The organism is Streptomyces sp. NPDC097619, assembly GCF_040302735.1.
Lineage (GTDB): Bacteria > Actinomycetota > Actinomycetes > Streptomycetales > Streptomycetaceae > Streptomyces.
Map to the genome: position 1 here is coordinate 44,448 of NZ_JBEOSD010000019.1, position 15,982 is coordinate 60,429.

The window sequence follows — 15,982 nt, forward strand, 5'->3', positions numbered from 1 at the left end:
CCGGACCACCCCGCGCCCCTTCTCCTCCTTCCACTCCCTCCTCGACGGCGCCCGGCCCCCACACCTCGCGTGCCTGTGTGCTGCGGGAGGATGCCGGGGGAGGGTTCATCGACGGCGTGCGGGACACGATCGTGGCCGCCCTGTCGTAGGCGGTCCGATACGACGGAGGGGCCAGTCACTTTCGGTGACTGGCCCCTCCGTCGTATCGGGGGTCAGATGCGGCTGAGGAAGGCCGCGACGGGCGGCACTCACGTCGATCGGGTCCGCAGGTCCCGGCCGGCTCCATGCCCGCACCGTCTCCGTCTGTGACCCCGCCCGCTGCCGCAGGAGTCGGTGCGGGTCGTACGGGTGATCAGCGGCGGAAGGCGTCCTTGGCCTTCTCCTTGGTGTGACGGGTGTCGCCCTTGATCTGCTCGGCGCGGCCTTCTGCGGTCATCCGCTCGTTGTCGGTCATCCTGCCGACGGCTTCCTTCGTCTTGCCCTTGGCCTTCTCCGCTTTGGCCTTGGCCTTCTCGGTACCCGACATGACGGGACCTCCTCCTCGTGTGCGATCGGATCGCTCCTGCCCACGCGCCTGCTCACATCGGCCGGGGACAAACGGACGCCCGTGCCCGTACCCGTCGGCGGATCGCTCGATCGCGAGCGGTGACGCCAAGCGCGCCCCGCCCACGATCGGGCCCGGACGCCGAGAGCTCTTACGGTGACAGGTGGTACACGGCGAAGGCGCGGCCGATGACCGGCATGGCCACGTTGCGCACCCGCACCCCACCGGCCGTCATTCCGTGCTCGGTTCCGAGGTGGGCGTGCCCGTGGACCGCCAAGTCCGCCCCGGCTCCGTCGATGGCCTCGGCCAGGAGGTAGCTTCCCAGAAAGGGATGGATCTCCGGTGGCTCTCCCGCCAGCGTGTCCGGCACGGGCGAGAAGTGGGTGAGCGCCACACGCACAGCGCTGCCCGCGGCACGCAGTTCGCGGAGGGCCTGCCCGAGCCCTTCCGCGCACCTGCGGGTGTACCGGATGAACGCCTTCATCTCCGGCTCCCCGAACTCCGTCGCACTACGCCCCGCGAACCCACCGCCGAAACCCTTCGTCCCGGCCACGCCCACCGTGACCCCGCGGACGTCGAGCATCACCCCGTCGCCCTCCAGTACGTGCACACCCCCCGCCGTCAGTTCGGTGGTGACCACGTCCGCCAGATCGCTCTGATAGTCGTGGTTGCCCAGCACGGCGACGACCGGGACGGCGAGCCCGGTGACCTCGGCGGCCACCACCCGTGCCTCCTCCCTGGTGCCGTGACGGGTGACGTCGCCGGCCAACAACAGCATGTCCGCGCAGCCCTCCAGGGTCTCGAAGGCGGGACGCAGGGTTCCCGCACCATCGGGACCGAGATGGATGTCGCCCACCGCGGCGATCCGGATCACGACAGCACCTCCGCCCCGTCGGGAGGGCCGAGGGGGCTCACCGTCAGGTCCTCGTGCCAGGGCACACCGGCGAGTTCCTCCCCGGCGAGGCGCAGCACGGCGGCCCGGGACGCCGGGCCCGTGACACAGCCCCAGACCATCACACAGGCACCACGGGCTTCGACGCGTACGCCCAGTTCCGCGACGTCCTCCCGGGCCAGTCGGTCCCGCAGGTGCTCCACCCGGTAGTCCAGGTTCTCGCCTGAGGTCATGAGGTCACCTTCCCCCGGTCGATCACGTGCAGCCTGTCGAGCAGGTGGAGGAAGGAATCGGGAAGGGGGTCGGCCCGATGCTCCTCGTCCAGCCGCGCCCAGTCGATCTGCTCGCGCAGCATCCGGGCCATCGGCAGCAGGTCGCCGAAGTCGCAGTAGTGTTCCGACAGTGCGGCAAGTCTGCTGTCCATCAGGTCGGTGGGGGACAGGACCGGCATCCACACGGAGTCCACCGACTTCACGCTCGCCCGCCGCAGCAATTCGCCGCCGACGGGTCGCCGTGCGAGTTCGAAGATCAGGTCGATCTCCTCCCCGCCTGTCGTGCCCTTGATCAGCCAGTCCTCCGGGGCCCGACGCATGGAAATGCCACCGTCCTCCAAGGCCTGGATCGCCGCGTCGGCGTCCTCACGCCGCAGACAGAAGTCCGTATCGTGTTGGAAGCGGGCCGGGACCCCGTGCGCGAACGCGGCCACGCTCCCGGCGAGCGCGAACGGCCGCCCCGACTGCTTCAGCAGGGACGCCACCCGTTTGGTGACCTCCAGGATGGCCTGAGTGTGGTCACGGGGGAGGCTGCCGTCGCTCATCGCGGGCGGGTCCAAACCATCAGGCACGGGAATCCCACCCCCCACGCCGCCGGGATGATTCTTCACGGAGGACCCCGCTCAGTCGGTCCGGCCCACCGGGCCGGAGAACCCCGCTCTGACGGCAGGCTCCTAACCCGTTCCGCGCCGCCGAAACCCGTCGCTCGTTGCCGATGGCGCGGCCGATTACACCGGCTCATGGGCGCCGAGGACTCCGCGATGGAGCTCTTCGAGGACCTCCACACCCTCGCCCCCTGCTCGAACGACTCGACGAGCGGGAGAAGCGCATCCTCCAGATGCGCTTCGTCGAGGAAGTCACCCAGGCCGAGATCGGCAAGCGCCTGAGCATCTCCCAGATGCAAGTCTCCCGGATCCTCGCCCGGATCCTCGGCACACTCCGCAAGGGCCTCATCGCGGCCTGACCTCGATCCGGGGCCGCGCTCCCGCATCTGTCGTGGGGGTGAGGGTGAGGGCGTGGAGGTCGCCCCGGATGTCGGTCAGGAGTCGGGAGGCGTCGGTGAGCAGGGTGCCCTGGAGGGTGGGGGCGGCGGGTGCGGCCTCGGGCAGCATCAGTGGTTCGAGTCCGGTGACGCGGTCGGCCGTCCGGTCCAGGAGCTCCCGCAGACGTTAAGAGGGCCACGACGGCGACCCGGACCCCTTGGGTACCGAGGTGGTGGAGCCGTCCGACCGCCGGCGCGAGGAGGACCAGCGCGGCGAAGGACCACCAGTGGATCCCCGCCACCGCCACCGCCGCTGGCGCCGCGGCGAGGGAGGCTCCCGCCGCCATCTCGGCCGCGTACTGGGCGCAGTCGCGGACCGACCGGTACACGGTCCTGCGGAGCGCGATGAGCGCGGTGAACGTGTGAAGGTCGCCACGGCCAGGGGGAGGAAGTGGCGGGCCGGTACCCACGCGACGAATGCCGCCATCACGGACTTCGCCCCCAGCAGCAGCTCGGCGCGTTCGGGTCCCGGTTCGCGGACACCCCGCGCGGCGTGCGCGGCGGCCGTCGAGATCCGGGCCCTCGTTCGGGCCGGTATGTCCTGCCCCTTCATGTGTTCCCCTCCCGCACCGTGCTTGCCTCCGTTCCCGATGGAGTCTCCCCGCTTCGATGACGATGTTCTCGGACCCCCGGCCAGGCAGCCCCGCTCGCTCGACGTGTCGACGTCGGGCCGCGTCGGCTGCCGTCCGGACTCCATGTGCGGCCCTGCGTCAGTGGAGGGCGGGCAGTAGCCGGTCGTGGGCGGCGGTGAAGAAGGCGTCCTGGTCGGGGCCGATCTGGCCGATGTAGATCTCGTCGAAGCCGGCGTCCACGTATCCGCGTACGGCGGTCAGGTGTTCTTCGAGGTCGTCGCCGCACGGCACGTTCCGCGAGACCTGTTCGCGGGTGACGAGCTGGCCGGCCTGCTCGAAGTGGGCGGGTGTGGGCAGGATCTGGGCCAGTTCACCGGGTAGGTGCTCGGTGGGCCACAGCCGGTGGGCGGTCTCGACGGCCTTCTCCCGGTCGTCGCCCCAACAGACCTTGAGACCGCCGATGACCGGCTTGCCCTCCCCGCCCGCGTCGCGGAAGCGTCCGATGGCGTCGTGGTCGGGTCCCATGGTGACGAAGCCGTCACCGATCCGGCCGGCGAGGTCGGCCGCCTTGGGGCCGAAACCTGAGACGTACACGGGCAGTTCGGTGGTGGGGGCGGTGTAGAGGCGTGCGTTGTCGACGGTGTAGTGCCGGCCGCGGTGGCTGACTTGTTTGCCGGTGAACAGCGCGCGCATCACCTCGATCGCCTCTTCGAGCATGTCGGCCCGGTCCTCGAAGGAGGGCCAGCGGTCGCCGAGGATGTGCTCGTTGAGGGCTTCACCGGTCCCCACGCCGAGGGTGAACCGGCCGCCCAGCAGCTGGTGCGAGGTGGCGGCGGCCTGGGCGGTCACGGCGGGGTGGAGCCGGACGGTGGGGCAGGTGACCAGCGTGGTGACCGGCAGGTCCACGGCCTGGGATAGGGCACCGATCATCGACCAGACGAACGGGCTGTTGCCTTGGGCGTCGTTCCACGGGTGGAAGTGATCGGAGATGGCGAGGCGGGTGAAGCCCGCATCGCGCGCCTTGGCGGCTTGGTCGAGGAGTTGGGCGGGCGTGAACTCCTCGCAGGACAGGAAATAGCCGAACGATGGCATGGCCTCGGGCCTCCAAGCGATGCGGGTGCGGGTGGGGTGCGGGTGCGGGCCCGGCACCAGGGCGGCGCACGTCCGCCCGCCCGCCGCTTAGGGCGGATGGCGGGCCGGCGCCCGGCTGCCCCGGTGCCGGGACGACGCCTGTGACTCTCAGGCCCCTTCCGGCTTCCCGCTCTTGTCCTTGCGTGCCGGGGGCTGGGCCTTCGGGCTGGGTGTGAGCGCGTCGTCGGCTTCCGCGTCCTGGGTGCCAGGGACGATCGCCTCTTCGGCCTCCTTGCGTGCTTCCTCGTCTCCCGCCTCACCCGGTGCCTGCGACGGGGTGGTGCGCGGGTGCTCGTTGTCGTGCTTCCTGGTCATGGGGTGCTCCGTTCTGACGACAGGGAAAGGGGTGCGGCCTTCGGCCGTCGCTCGACCAGGGCGCGGCCCCGGCCGGGCCGGGTGTCAGGCGGGCGGGTAGTTGTTGCGCTTGAGGCGGCGGGCGAGGTGGGCGGTGTTCGCGGCGAGGGTCCTGGTGGTCGTGGCGGTCTTCTCGGGGGTCTTGTCGAGGTCCTGGTAGTCGGTGCCCTGCATGGCTTCGCCGACCCAGTAGGTGACGGCGTTCGGCGCGAGGGAGAAGCCGACGTCGTTGAGGCCCTGGAAGAGGTCGGCGCTGACCTTGTGCGCGCCGTCCTCGTTGCCGACCACGCACACCGCGGCGACCTTGCCGTAGGTGAGCATGCGGTCTTGGTCGTCGCTTTCGCCGATCTCGGCGTCCAGGCGTTCCAGGACCCGTTGGGCGACGCTGGAGGGGTGCCCGAGCCAGATCGGGGTGGCGAGGATCAGGATGTCGGTGCCGAGGATGGTCTCCCGGATGTCGGGCCAGGCGTCCCCGTCGCCCATGTCGGTCTTGACTCCTGCTTTGACGTCGTGGTCCGCGATGCGGATCGTCTTGCCGGTGACGCCGTGCTCGGCGAGCGCGTCCAGGGTCTGGCGGGCCAGGAGCTCGGAGCTGGAGGCGGCGGGGGAGGGGGCCAGGGTGCACACGAGCGCGACGGCCCGCAGCGGAGTGGTCTCGGTGGCTTCCATGACCGTGCGACTACCCACACAATCCGATGCAACCCGGATCAATTCGCCATCGGTTTCCGATCCCGCACCGCGATGGCGCCTTCGGCCCGGGGCAGGTCGGAGTGCGCCTGGCCGGCATCGCCGTGGGGCCGAGGCAGCGGCACGGTGCCGCCGTGGCCGCCGTGCGAAGACAGCAGTCGTGAATCAGTGGCCGAGCGCGTTCTTGAGCTGCTGCTTGCTCATCGTGGAGCGGCCCTCGATGCCGCGCTTCTTCGCTTCCTGGTAGAGCTCGTCCTTGGTTCGCTCGGAGGAGGACGAGCCGGATTTCTGTCCGCCACGCTGCGAGGGGGACTTGCCCTGGGTGGAGCTACGGCTCGCCGTCTTGCTCTCTCCGGACCGGGCACGTTCCTTGTTGACGGTCCGCGCGGCCATTTCCTCGGCCCGGCTCTCCGACATTCCGCGCTGCTTCCCGGATTCCTTGATGTGCTCGTACTGCCGTTCCCGCTTCGGGCTGGAACCCCTGGGCATGACGACACCCCTTTTCCGATGGGACGTGATGGGCCGTGGTCACCGTGCGTCTACCCACGTGCCGACGGATACGCCGATTCTCGTCGCGTGGATCCGGGTGTCGGCTCTCAGGAGGGGGCGCAGGGTGTCGGTGGTGTCGGGTCATGGGTGAAGAGGGCGAGGAGGCCTGCGATGTCGTGTCCGGCCTCTGCGGGGTGGCGGAAGGTGGACCCTTCGGTGATGCGGTAGTGGTTGCGTCGTCCTTGGCGGACCCGGGTGAGGTATCCGTCGCGTTCGAGGTCGGCGACGATGGCCTGGACGGTGCGTTCGGTCAGCTCGCAGGTCTCGGCGACGTCCCGAAGACGCACCGCGGGGTCGCGGGCGAGGGCGAGCAGGACGCGGGCGTGGCTGGTCAGGAACGTCCAGGATCCGTGGGTGTGCCCGTCACCGTCCATGCCTTCATTTTGCACCTACCTTTGTATATACGTCCTGTTTTTCATGTTTATCTTGACGTACATCCACGGGGGACTGACGATGCTGCGTGGAAGGAAGAACGGCCCCGAGCACGTGGGGAGAGCAGCCGTGACCACCATCGTCCCCGCCCGCCGCCAACCCGCCCGCCACCGCGCCCGCCGCGGGTCGGCGTCCGGTCTCGACGTCGCCGTCGTCCCCGGACCCCGGCCCGGGACGGTCAGCGTCCTGGTCGGCGGCGAGATCACCCACGACAGTGCCCCGTTCCTGCTCCAGGACCTCTTGGCGGCGCTGGTGGCCCACCGCGCGGTCCTGCTGGTGGACCTGACCTGGGTGACCTTCTGCGACTGCGCCGGCCTCAACGCCCTCCTCACCGCCCGCAACGCGGCCCTGAGTGCGGGCCGCGCCCTGCACGTGACCGGGGCCTCCCGCCCCGTGAAGCGGCTCCTGGACCTCACCGAGACTCGGCCCCTGCTCCTGTGCTCGCGATCGGCCACGGCCCGGCGCGGTAGCGGGCCGCAGTAACACTCCGTGCCCTTGGTCCACGCTGTGAAGCCGGTATCCGTCCGTCGACCGGGGGAGTGAAGATCAGGGTTGCTGTGTCCCTTCGTCCGACGGACACTCCCCGGCATCCGGGCGCTGTTGGCGCGGGGGTCGGGGCGCCGGTGGCGTACGTGGCCGACGACTTCGGGCGCTGCCGCTCACATCGTGGGGGAGATCCTCGGCTTGGCGTTGGCCGGCAGGCCGACCTGGTCGAGCCGGTGGCCCCGGACGAGGATTCGACGAGGCCCGGCGGGCCGGCCGGTCGCGGGTGCCCGCCGCCGAACTGCCGCCGCCTGCCGCTTCGCTCAAGTGCCGCGGGTGCCGGTGCGCTCTCGTGTGGGCCCGCGTTCCACCGCGGACGCCAGGCGGGCGAGCATGTCGCGGTGTCGTAGCTGGAGCACGGCTTCGCACGTCTCCTCGCTCCGGAAGGCGGTGCCGGGGATACAGGCGGTGACATCAAAGCCCGAGCCGTCAACCCGAGCCCATCGACAGGGGCCGCCGAGCCCGGCAGTGCCTGCTTCCCGGGTCCGATGTCCACACCGCGCCTGCCCGGGATCCGCCGCCTCACCTGCTACCTCCCACCCTCAGGCCCTCCCCACTCAGGCAAGGGCGTCGCGGGCCCCTGCGCCTGGGCCGATCGTCATCACGGGCCCGGGACGAGAGGTGGCCGGGCCCCGACCCAGGGGGGAGGGGCGGGGCCCGGAGGGTACGGGTCCGGCGGCCGCGACTTGCGATCGCGCGATCCTCCGCGAAGCTCTCGGGCCGGAGCCTGACCACGCCGAATGAGGCGAGGCCCCGGGAGGGGCGGCGTCAGTGGGGGAGGTGTCGGCGGGTCGCGGTGAGGGCGTCGTGGACGTGGGCGTGGACGGGGAGTGCGGGCTGGTTGGCGTTGATCAGGTGTCGGATGGCGGGAACGGGGGTGGCGACAGCCAGGCGAGTGCCGGTGGCGTCGCAGTGGCGGGCCAAGCGCAGGATCACGGAGACGGCGGTGGTGGTGCTCGCCGTGGGGGTGAGTTCGAAGACCACGGCGGTGGGCCGGTGCTCGGTGATGAGGTCGTGGATGTCCTGGGTGAGTCCGGCGCGTCGGTCGGTGGCGACGGGTTCGTGGACGGTCACGACGAGGGTGTCGGCTGCGAGCTGGAGCCGGCTGGTGAATTCCACGGGCACTCCCATGGGTGAGGGGCGTCCGCGGGTCGGGCGCGGCGGCCCAACGGCTACGGGCCTCCCACGGTTACGGTCCCGGGACGGTTCGGGTTGACCGCGGCCAAGGAGGGCGGGCCCGGCCGCGTGGCGCTGTGGGCCGGTGGCGTGGCGGGTTGAAGAGGACGCGGAAATGTCCGGGGGCTGCCCGCGGTCCGATGCGAGTGGCTTCGCCCGGGTCGTCTGTGGAGTCTGCCCGTGTTCCCGGTCCGGCAAGCCCGCCTGGGAGACGCTCCGGCCCCACCAGGGGGCAGGGTGCCGTCCCGGAGATCTGCCGACGCGCCGGCACAGGGGCCGCCCGCTCGCATGGACGCCAGGTTGCGCATCAGCCGCCGCGGTGCGCCTTCGGGCACCGGCGTCGTCGCGTTGACCGCCCAGGACGACACCGCCGCCGGCGGTGACTGGTTCGACGTGATCCCCACCCCCACCGGCCGGCTCGCCCTCGTCGTCGGCGACGTCGTCGGACACGGTGTGACCGCCTCCGCCACCATGGGACAACTCCGCGCCCTGCTGCGCGCACGACTGGCCACCGGAACCGGCCCCGCCACCGCCGTGGCCGAACTCGACACCTTCACCCGAATCGTCACCGGTGCCCGGGCCGCCACCGTCTGCGTCGCAGAACTCGACCCCGCCACCGGCACCCTCCGCTACAACACCGCCGGACACCCCGCCCCCATCCTCCTGGCCGCCGACGGCACCGCCACCTACCTCACCCCCACCCCCACCGCCCCCCTCGCCACCGCACCCCCCACCGATACCGTCCACGAAGCCGTCACCGCCGAGGTCCCCCCGGGAGGCGCGCTCCTGCTGTACTCCGACGGCATCCTGGAACGCCCCGGCATCACCATCACCACAGGCCAGGACGCACTCCTGCGCACCGCCCGCGACGCGTTCCGCAACACCGTCCTGCCCGTGGGTGCTCCCGAACGCGCCGCGGAACGCCTCTGCGCCCAGGCACTGGAACTGCTCACCCGCTACACCGGCCACAGTGACGACAACACCCTCCTGGCCGCCCACCGCACCGACCCGACCCCGCCCCTGACACTGCGGTTGCCCGCCGCGTCGGGGAGCCTGGCGGAGCTGCGCTTCGAACTCGGCCTGTGGCTGCTCAACCTCGGCATCGACGGCGCCCAGGAGATCGAGATCCAGCACGCCGTCGGCGAACTGGCCACGAACGCCATCGAGCACGCCTACAACACCGCCCCCGAAGGCGCACACCCCACGCCTCCACCCGCTGACGCCACGGTGGAAGTCCGTGCCGACATCGACGCGGGCGGGAAGGCGACCATCACCGTCATCGACCAGGGTCGGTGGCGAGAACCCGGAAGCGCGGACGCCTACCGAGGCCACGGCCTCACCCTCGTCGAAGCCTTCGGCGAGCTCACCCTCACCCACGACGCCGGCACCCGCGCCCGCTTCACACGCGCCCTGACCCACCCCGTCGCCCTCGACCGCACCTCAACCCACCCCACCCCGGCCCCGCCCCGCCGTCCTCCGGATCGACGAAGACCCCGACGACCCCGCCCGCATCATCCTGACAGGAGTGGTGGTCAAGGACACCGTGGACGAATGCGACGTCCGGCTCCGCAAGGCCTCCCATGGGGCCACCACCGTCCTGACCGCCGACCTGACCGGCGTCGTCCACCTCGCCAGCTGCGGGGTGAAGGCCCTGTACCACCTGCGGGCCGACGCCCACGCCAACGGCACCACCCTCACCCTCACCGCCCGCGACGGCTCTCCCGCCGCCACGATCCTCGACCTCGTCCACCTCCCCCGCACCCCCTGAGAGTCCCCCGCACGCTCTGAGAGCACGCCTCCTGACCGCACCCACCCACCGCTCCGACCGGCAGACCCCGATGCTCGGCCACCCCCCCTGCGCCGGCCGCCCCTCCGACGGGAGCGGGCCGCGGGTCGGCCCGGCCGACCGACCGGCCTCGCCCTCGTTTCGCTCACGGGGCCGTGCCCCCGTGACGTTTCGTTTCAGGGACGGTCATCGACACGCTCGGCGGGCACGTGTATCCGGAGGCCCCTGTCGAGGCCCGAACACGCGAAGAGGGGTGCACGAAATGAACGTTCTCCGGGCCGAATGCCGCCCCGGGCCACCGGGTACCACCGTCCTCGCCCTGCACGGCGACGCCGACCTCCACACGGCCTGGGTGCTCGCCGAAGGACTGCGACAGGCCCTGACCGGACCACCCGCCCCGAGCACGCTGATCGTGGACTGCGCCGGCCTGCGCTTTTGCGCCGCCGCCGGCCTCAACGCTCTCCTGCACGCACGCCACACCGCCACCGACGCCGGAATCGGCTTCCGGCTGATCGCACCGGCACCTCAACTCGTCCGGATCCTGGCCGTCACCGACACAGCCACCACCCTCGGCCTTCCTGACACCGGGCCCGCCACCCACCCCGTCTGACCCCACTCCGCCGATCACGCTTCGCATGCCTCATCGACGGACCCCCGTCCTGCTCCAGCTGACCCGGGACCACCCGTCCCCACCCTCCCACCCCTCCTCCCAGGCCACCGCGCGGCCCCGCTCGCCCCGCACCCGCCGCGGTGTCCGGGGCGGGCCGGCTCGTGTGCCGGCGGGCTGCTCGGCACCTGCCGCTGGGCCGGAACAGCATCGCCGCAGCAGGCGGGGACGGCACCGGGCCTTCGCCGATGGGTGGGCCGAGCCGTGTTCAGCTGTCGCAGAGTGCGACGAGCCGCGGGTAGGCCAGCTGTTCGGTGGTGCGGGCGATCAGGTGGGACGGGGGCATCGGTGCAGTGTGTCTTGAGCATGTCGTAGGCGGGTGCGTAGGCGGCTTCGTCCCCGGCGGCGGCGGGAGGCATCCACCAGATGAGCAGGTGTGCGTGCCGGCGGGCGCCGGTAGGGGTGGCGTAGGGCACTTCGTGGATGATCAGCCGCGCCTGGTCGGGCGTGAGCTTCGCGAGCAGTTCCTCAGGCGTCCAGTTCGCCTCGGCTTCCACGTCCAGCAGTCCGTCGCTGAGACGCAGGACGACAGTGTTCACGTCCCGGTGCTCCCGCACGTGCCGGAAGGCCTCGGGGCAGATGTCCGCGAGCCGGACGACGGGGCTGTTCACGTGGGCCTCCAAAGCCGGGCCTGCGGGGAGCAGGACAAGCGGCCGAGCGGCCATGCCGCCGTAGTTCCCTGCGGGACCGTAGAGCAGGCATCGAAACCTGTTCGCGGCGTCGACCTGCCAGGCACCTGCCCTACCCACAGGCGCCAATCACCCTGAAACCGCAGATTCTTTCCATTCCGTTCCGTTTCGGCGACCTGTCGGTGAAGCCGGCGGCAGGAGGAGGCCGTCCACCGCACTGCCCGGAGCCCGGCCGGGGCAGCCGCAGCCGGGCTCCGGGCCGCCGCATCACCAGGGCGCAGCGCCCCACCGAGCCGTCACGCCGTGGCGGCGGCGGGGATCCGTACGATGACGCCGCTGCGGGGGCGGGTCGGGATCCTGCGGGTGGGGATGCCGAGGTCCTGTTCGGGCACCTCCAGATCGAGGTCGGCGAGGGTGGCCGCCAAGGTGGCCAGGAGGTGGACGGTGATGTCCTCGCCGGGGCAGCGGTGTCCGGTGTGGGGGTCACCTCCGCCTTGCGGGATGAGTTCGCCGGGGCCGGGCTCCCTGTCGAGGAACCTTCGGGGGTCGAAGCGGCGCGGGGCGGGCCAGAGTTCGGGGTCGCGGTGGTGGCCCGCGACGTCGAGGAGGACGAGGGTGCCCTCGGGTACGTCGTATCCCTGGAAGCGCAGGGGGCGCGCGGCCAGGCCGCCGACGAACGGCACGAAGGGGTAGGCACGCCGTACTTCGTGGGCGAACGCTCTGGCGTACGGGGTGCCGTCCGTGTGCAGTCGGCCGCGGACCTCGGGGAAGCGGTGCAGGGCGTGGGCGGCGAAGGCGGCGAACCACGCCACCGCCACGACGGGGCGGAGGACGTTGAGTACTTCCACCGCGGCGGTCGGGAGGTCGAGGAGGGCACCGTCGGCATCGCGATGCCGCGCCACTGCTTCGAGGACGGAGGGACCGTCGCCCGGGTGAGGGACGAGGGTGCCGCGGCGGGCGTCCGCGACGGCCCGGGCGAGCGCGACCTCCTGACGGTTGCGGGCCCTGCGGGCCTTCCAATGGCGGGGTCCGGGCGTGGCGAAGCCGTCCACCATGGCCACACAGTCCTCGGCGAGCCGCCGTACGGTGGGTGCGTCGGCGGCACCGGGGAGGCCGCTCCACTCCGCGGCGGCACCGGCGAGCGCCACGGCCATCTCATCGAAAAGGACGGCGCGGCGGCCCCGGAGGCCGTCGATCCTGCGCAGCCAGTGTTCCCTCGCCAGTCGGCCGAGGGAGTCGACGCCCTCGGGGGTCATGAGCAGGCTGGTGAACAGTTCCTTGCGGACGGCGTGGGCGGCTCCGTCGAGGGTGTGGACGGCACCGCGGCCGAAGAGCGTGTCCAGGACGGGCGCCGGCAGCGCGCCGTGCCGCAGGACGTGGCGTTCGTCGTAGAAGAAGGCGATCGCGGCCGGGCCGTGCAGCAGCAGGGCGGGCCGTCCCATCAATCGCATCGGGACGGCCGGACTGTCCCCGTGCCGTCGACGCAGGGCGGGTGCCCAGTCGTAACCACGGGCCAAGAGGGCGAGGGAACTGTCGGCGAGAGGTGGCATGCCGATCGCCTACCCGGCCGCCCCCGACGCACGCGCAAGCACCCGACCGGGCCCGGGACCGGACGCGGGTGGGAGGCGGGGTGCCACAGCGCCGGTCGCCCGAGGCTCCGAAGGCAGATGGTTGTTCGGGAGTAGGCTGGCAGGTAGCCGTTGGTGTGACCCGCGCTGTCGCATCCCCCCAGAGCGTGGTGGGGTGCTTCCGGTACGGACCTCCTCGATTCACGTGGCCCCGTGTGGTCGCGTACTTCCTTCCCGCTTTTTCGCGGATAGGGGAGGGCCTTCCTTCTACCGGGGCGGCAGCCATGGACGGCCCTACCCCGCAACCCGCCCCTGCCCCTGCTCCCGCTTGTTCTCGTGTTCGTGTGTACGGGTCCGGGTCCGCTCGGGCCGAGGCCACCGGGCGCCCGGCGGGTCTGTCGGGGCGGGCGTGGGTGGTGTTGTCCGGGGACCTCGACGCGGACGCCGAACACGCCCTCCGCGCGGCCTTCGAGGCCGCGGGGACCGCCCGCCTGGCCGTCGACGTGTCAGCAGTGGGATTCGCCTCCTGCGCGCTGCTCCATGTCCTCCTCGCCGACCGTGATCGGATGGTGGTGGCGGGCGAGGTGCCCGTGCGGTTGGCGCGCTTGTTCGCGTTGACCGGCACCACATCCCTGTTCACCTACGCCCCGGACACCGCCACCGTCACCGTTCCCAGTGCTCCGGCCGGGCCGCTCGCGGAAGGGCCCCGGCGACGACCACCCCTGCCGCCCCCGACCCGGACGCCGCCCCCGATCCTGACGCCGGCCGTGGCCCGGTGTTGGGGCGGCCCCGGGTCTCGATGCGGGCGCAGATCGCCGTGGTGACGGAGGAAGCGGATCGCTGGTGCGTGACGGCGCCTGGCGGGTGGCTTCGGGGGACGCGGACCTGGCCCGCCGGGCCGCGGATGCCCTGGCCGCGGTGATCGGCCCGCCGGGCTTCCAGGAGCTCCTTCCCGGCCTGGTACGTCTGGAGCACCTCCGCGAAGCCCTGGCCGTCCTCGCCCTGGCCACGGCCCGGACCCACGGGCATGTGGCCTGGTTCCTGGCGTCCGCCAGTCACGCCTTGACGCCGGTGTTGCAGTGGCGGGCCCTGACCGCCGACCCCGACCACGCCTTCGGCACGATCCCGCCCACCACTACCGAACTCGCCGACGCCGAACACGCCATCCGCCACCTCCACACCGCCCTTACCCACTTCCCTGCCGAGACCGGCGACGGCGAAGCGAACGGCAGCGACTCGGTGGACTCCGAACAACGGGGCACAGTGCCGGGGCAGCCGTGACAGCACCCGTCGCCGCGCCCGTCCGGCCCCGGCTGCTGCCCGTGGTCGTGGAGGTCGGGTGGATCGGAGCCCGAGCGCGGGTGACGGCCCCCCGATTGGCCCACCTCGGAAGACGGAACGCAGCCTCAGCCCGCTCACGCCAGCCAGGTGATGCGGGTCACCGTGAGGATTTCGGGGTCGCCGCTGAACCATTCGATCAGCACGGGCTGCTGCGCCACGGGTAGGTCGTGCACATCGCCCCACTGATCCGTCGGGGTCGCGCCCTCGGGCAGCGTGCCCTGCTCGTGGGCGGCCGCGATCAGGGCCAGCGTGCGCGCGGTCGCGGCGAAGACCTCGGGGGCCTTGTCCGCCATGTCGTGCAGGACGGCTGCGGCGCCCTCCGTCAGGCCGTGGCTCACGCAGCGCCCGTGGCCGCGATCACGTCGGCGAGGGACCGTGTTCCCGTACGGTCCCCGGCCCGCAGTGCGGCCGCGTGGGCGCGGTCGGTGTCCGTTCGGCCGGAGTCGGCCACCGCCCGCAGGTACCAGGTCTCCATGACGGCGAGCATCGCCTCGCCCGCTTGTGCGGCGAGGAGTTCACCCAGGAAGACGCCCTTTCGGGCGGGTGCCAGGGCAGCGGCGATCGCGTTCGCCGTGCGGGGGAGGGGCTCGGGGGCGGAGTGCTGGGGCAGGGCTCCCACGGTGGTGTCCTTCCGTCGGCCGCAGCCTGATCCACCCGTTGCGCGGGTCGACCTGACGCCGGACGCCCGCCTCGCGGACGCAGCTGCGATGCACGCGCCGTTTCCGCACAGCCTACGGCCTACCGGCCCGTTCCCGAGGGGCCGCGGACGAACCCACCGGGACTCGTCCGGCGCCCGTCAGCGCCGGGCCGGGCCGCGGCGGTCTTGCGGAGCGCGGGGTGGACCGGGGCAGTCCCCTTCGGTACAAGGCATCGGTTGGATGTGTAGCCGATGACGGCGACGACAGCGGCTACGTCGGGAGAGCTCGCCGCGGGGGCTATCGATTCGGGGTGTCCCGAGGGGGGAGTGGGCTCAACAGGGCCCACGGACCGGAGGGAAGGAGAACCGGACGCGAGGTCGATTGTCCGGACAGCCCAGGAACGGAGCGGCCCGGCAGAATCAGGGTCACATCTGCCGATCCACCACGTCGACGTCGTATGCCAACGTCCACGGCTCGAACCCTTCCGCACGACACGGCGGTGGTGACGATGGCGAGGTGGCGGCGGCGACCACGGAGCCGGCGTTGGATCTCTGCGGTGGTCGGGCCGGGCCGGGCGGGCCGAGCTCGACGCCGAGCCACCCGCATGCCCTTCGGTCGGCCCGGTACCACCTGGGCCGGCCCGCCCGGCCGGGATGCGCCCTGCCGTGCCCCGACGGAGGCGGAACTCGAAGGCGGGTAGGGCCTGTTGCTGTGGTGGCGGTCCGTCCGGCCTGGCATTTGCCGCTGGAGTGCGGCTTCGGGCACGATCTCTTCCATGGTTTCGGTGGTGCAGAACGTGGCGGTCGACTGTACGGATGCCTATGAACTGGCTCGGTTCTGGAGCGCGGCGCTCGGTCGTCCGCTGCATCCGGAGGCAGAACCGGGGGACGTGGAGACCGCGGTGATCCTGCCGGACGGCCTCCAGCTGTACTTCAACCAGGTACCGGAGCCGAAAACGGTCAAGAACCGGATCCACCTGTGTCTGCGCCCCGAGACCTCGCGGGAGGAAGAGGTCCACCGACTGCTCGGCCTCGGTGCCACCCTCGTCGCCGATCGCCGGGAGCCCGACGGTGCCGGGTGGGCCGTCCTCGCCGACCCTGAGGGCAACGAATTCTGCGTGCTGCGCAGCGAGGCCGACCGCGCGGCAATGTCTTCCTGA

General features: G+C 71.9%; 22 protein-coding genes. 7 read left to right on the forward strand and 15 right to left on the reverse strand.

Annotation, left to right across the window (positions count from 1 at the left end; genetic code table 11):
- Positions 1–352 precede the first annotated feature (352 nt).
- From ABTZ17_RS08130 to ABTZ17_RS08145, 4 genes are all read right to left on the reverse strand, one after another.
- Positions 353–526: a CsbD family protein gene (locus ABTZ17_RS08130; protein ID WP_352194696.1), complete on the reverse strand. Its 174-nt coding sequence runs from the start codon at positions 524–526 to the stop codon at positions 353–355.
- Between the two features lie 169 nt (positions 527–695).
- A complete protein-coding gene (locus tag ABTZ17_RS08135) occupies positions 696–1,418 on the reverse strand; it encodes a metallophosphoesterase family protein (RefSeq protein WP_352194697.1) in 723 nt (240 codons plus the stop codon).
- Positions 1,415–1,669 (reverse strand): hypothetical protein, encoded by a 255-nt coding sequence (locus tag ABTZ17_RS08140; RefSeq protein ID WP_352194698.1) that lies wholly within the window; start codon positions 1,667–1,669, stop codon positions 1,415–1,417. The genes ABTZ17_RS08135 and ABTZ17_RS08140 overlap by 4 nt, the downstream gene beginning before the upstream one ends.
- Positions 1,666–2,253, reverse strand: a complete 588-nt coding sequence (locus ABTZ17_RS08145) for an ACT domain-containing protein (RefSeq protein ID WP_352194699.1) — start codon at positions 2,251–2,253, stop codon at positions 1,666–1,668. Before ABTZ17_RS08145 ends, ABTZ17_RS08140 begins: the two co-directional genes overlap by 4 nt.
- 293 nt (positions 2,254–2,546) lie before the next feature.
- Between ABTZ17_RS08145 and ABTZ17_RS08150 the strand changes: the two genes are divergently transcribed.
- Positions 2,547–2,672, forward strand: coding sequence for a sigma factor-like helix-turn-helix DNA-binding protein (locus ABTZ17_RS08150; RefSeq protein WP_352194700.1), 126 nt, complete (start codon positions 2,547–2,549; stop codon positions 2,670–2,672).
- On the opposite strand, the gene ABTZ17_RS08155 is transcribed toward ABTZ17_RS08150, so the two are convergent.
- From ABTZ17_RS08155 to ABTZ17_RS08180, 6 genes are all read right to left on the reverse strand, one after another.
- Positions 2,659–2,820: a hypothetical protein gene (locus tag ABTZ17_RS08155; protein WP_352194701.1), complete on the reverse strand. Its 162-nt coding sequence runs from the start codon at positions 2,818–2,820 to the stop codon at positions 2,659–2,661. The genes ABTZ17_RS08150 and ABTZ17_RS08155 overlap by 14 nt on opposite strands.
- Positions 2,821–3,460: 640 nt before the next feature.
- Complete coding sequence (locus ABTZ17_RS08160; RefSeq protein WP_352194702.1) at positions 3,461–4,414, reverse strand: TIGR03557 family F420-dependent LLM class oxidoreductase; 954 nt, start codon at positions 4,412–4,414, stop codon at positions 3,461–3,463.
- Between the two features lie 147 nt (positions 4,415–4,561).
- On the reverse strand, positions 4,562–4,768 hold the full coding sequence (locus ABTZ17_RS08165; protein WP_352194703.1) for a hypothetical protein: 207 nt from the start codon (positions 4,766–4,768) through the stop codon (positions 4,562–4,564).
- Between the two features lie 84 nt (positions 4,769–4,852).
- Positions 4,853–5,476 (reverse strand): flavodoxin family protein, encoded by a 624-nt coding sequence (locus tag ABTZ17_RS08170; protein WP_352194704.1) that lies wholly within the window; start codon positions 5,474–5,476, stop codon positions 4,853–4,855.
- A gap of 183 nt (positions 5,477–5,659) precedes the next feature.
- Entirely contained in the window at positions 5,660–5,983 is a 324-nt protein-coding gene (locus ABTZ17_RS08175; RefSeq protein WP_352194705.1) for a plasmid stabilization protein, read from the reverse strand.
- Positions 5,984–6,090: 107 nt separating this feature from the next.
- Positions 6,091–6,417 (reverse strand): helix-turn-helix transcriptional regulator, encoded by a 327-nt coding sequence (locus ABTZ17_RS08180; RefSeq protein WP_352194706.1) that lies wholly within the window; start codon positions 6,415–6,417, stop codon positions 6,091–6,093.
- A gap of 52 nt (positions 6,418–6,469) precedes the next feature.
- Here ABTZ17_RS08180 and ABTZ17_RS08185 point away from each other — a divergent pair, with 52 nt between their 5' ends.
- Entirely contained in the window at positions 6,470–6,958 is a 489-nt protein-coding gene (locus tag ABTZ17_RS08185; RefSeq protein WP_352194707.1) for an STAS domain-containing protein, read from the forward strand.
- Positions 6,959–7,786: 828 nt separating this feature from the next.
- On the opposite strand, the gene ABTZ17_RS08190 is transcribed toward ABTZ17_RS08185, so the two are convergent.
- Complete coding sequence (locus ABTZ17_RS08190; RefSeq protein ID WP_352194708.1) at positions 7,787–8,137, reverse strand: STAS domain-containing protein; 351 nt, start codon at positions 8,135–8,137, stop codon at positions 7,787–7,789.
- Between the two features lie 345 nt (positions 8,138–8,482).
- Here ABTZ17_RS08190 and ABTZ17_RS08195 point away from each other — a divergent pair, with 345 nt between their 5' ends.
- Together ABTZ17_RS08195 and ABTZ17_RS08200 are read left to right on the forward strand one after the other, a co-directional pair.
- Entirely contained in the window at positions 8,483–9,982 is a 1,500-nt protein-coding gene (locus ABTZ17_RS08195) for a SpoIIE family protein phosphatase (RefSeq protein WP_352194709.1), read from the forward strand.
- A gap of 260 nt (positions 9,983–10,242) precedes the next feature.
- Complete coding sequence (locus ABTZ17_RS08200) at positions 10,243–10,590, forward strand: STAS domain-containing protein (RefSeq protein ID WP_352194710.1); 348 nt, start codon at positions 10,243–10,245, stop codon at positions 10,588–10,590.
- A gap of 14 nt (positions 10,591–10,604) precedes the next feature.
- On the opposite strand, the gene ABTZ17_RS08205 is transcribed toward ABTZ17_RS08200, so the two are convergent.
- Positions 10,605–11,312, reverse strand: a complete 708-nt coding sequence (locus ABTZ17_RS08205) for a cofilin family protein (protein ID WP_352194711.1) — start codon at positions 11,310–11,312, stop codon at positions 10,605–10,607.
- Between the two features lie 260 nt (positions 11,313–11,572).
- On the reverse strand, positions 11,573–12,826 hold the full coding sequence (locus tag ABTZ17_RS08210; protein ID WP_352194712.1) for a cytochrome P450: 1,254 nt from the start codon (positions 12,824–12,826) through the stop codon (positions 11,573–11,575).
- A gap of 431 nt (positions 12,827–13,257) precedes the next feature.
- Between ABTZ17_RS08210 and ABTZ17_RS08215 the strand changes: the two genes are divergently transcribed.
- Both ABTZ17_RS08215 and ABTZ17_RS08220 read left to right on the forward strand, forming a co-directional pair.
- Positions 13,258–13,668 (forward strand): STAS domain-containing protein, encoded by a 411-nt coding sequence (locus tag ABTZ17_RS08215; RefSeq protein ID WP_352194713.1) that lies wholly within the window; start codon positions 13,258–13,260, stop codon positions 13,666–13,668.
- A 19-nt stretch (positions 13,669–13,687) separates the two neighbouring features.
- Positions 13,688–14,125, forward strand: a complete 438-nt coding sequence (locus ABTZ17_RS08220) for a hypothetical protein (protein WP_352194714.1) — start codon at positions 13,688–13,690, stop codon at positions 14,123–14,125.
- A gap of 134 nt (positions 14,126–14,259) precedes the next feature.
- On the opposite strand, the gene ABTZ17_RS08225 is transcribed toward ABTZ17_RS08220, so the two are convergent.
- Positions 14,260–14,523, reverse strand: a complete 264-nt coding sequence (locus ABTZ17_RS08225) for a hypothetical protein (protein ID WP_352194715.1) — start codon at positions 14,521–14,523, stop codon at positions 14,260–14,262.
- Positions 14,520–14,804 carry a hypothetical protein gene (locus ABTZ17_RS08230; RefSeq protein WP_352194716.1) on the reverse strand — a complete coding sequence of 95 codons (285 nt, stop codon included), beginning with the start codon at positions 14,802–14,804 and terminating at the stop codon, positions 14,520–14,522. The genes ABTZ17_RS08225 and ABTZ17_RS08230 overlap by 4 nt, the downstream gene beginning before the upstream one ends.
- Before the next feature lie 794 nt (positions 14,805–15,598).
- Here ABTZ17_RS08230 and ABTZ17_RS08235 point away from each other — a divergent pair.
- Positions 15,599–15,982 carry a VOC family protein gene (locus ABTZ17_RS08235; RefSeq protein ID WP_352194717.1) on the forward strand — a complete coding sequence of 128 codons (384 nt, stop codon included), beginning with the start codon at positions 15,599–15,601 and terminating at the stop codon, positions 15,980–15,982.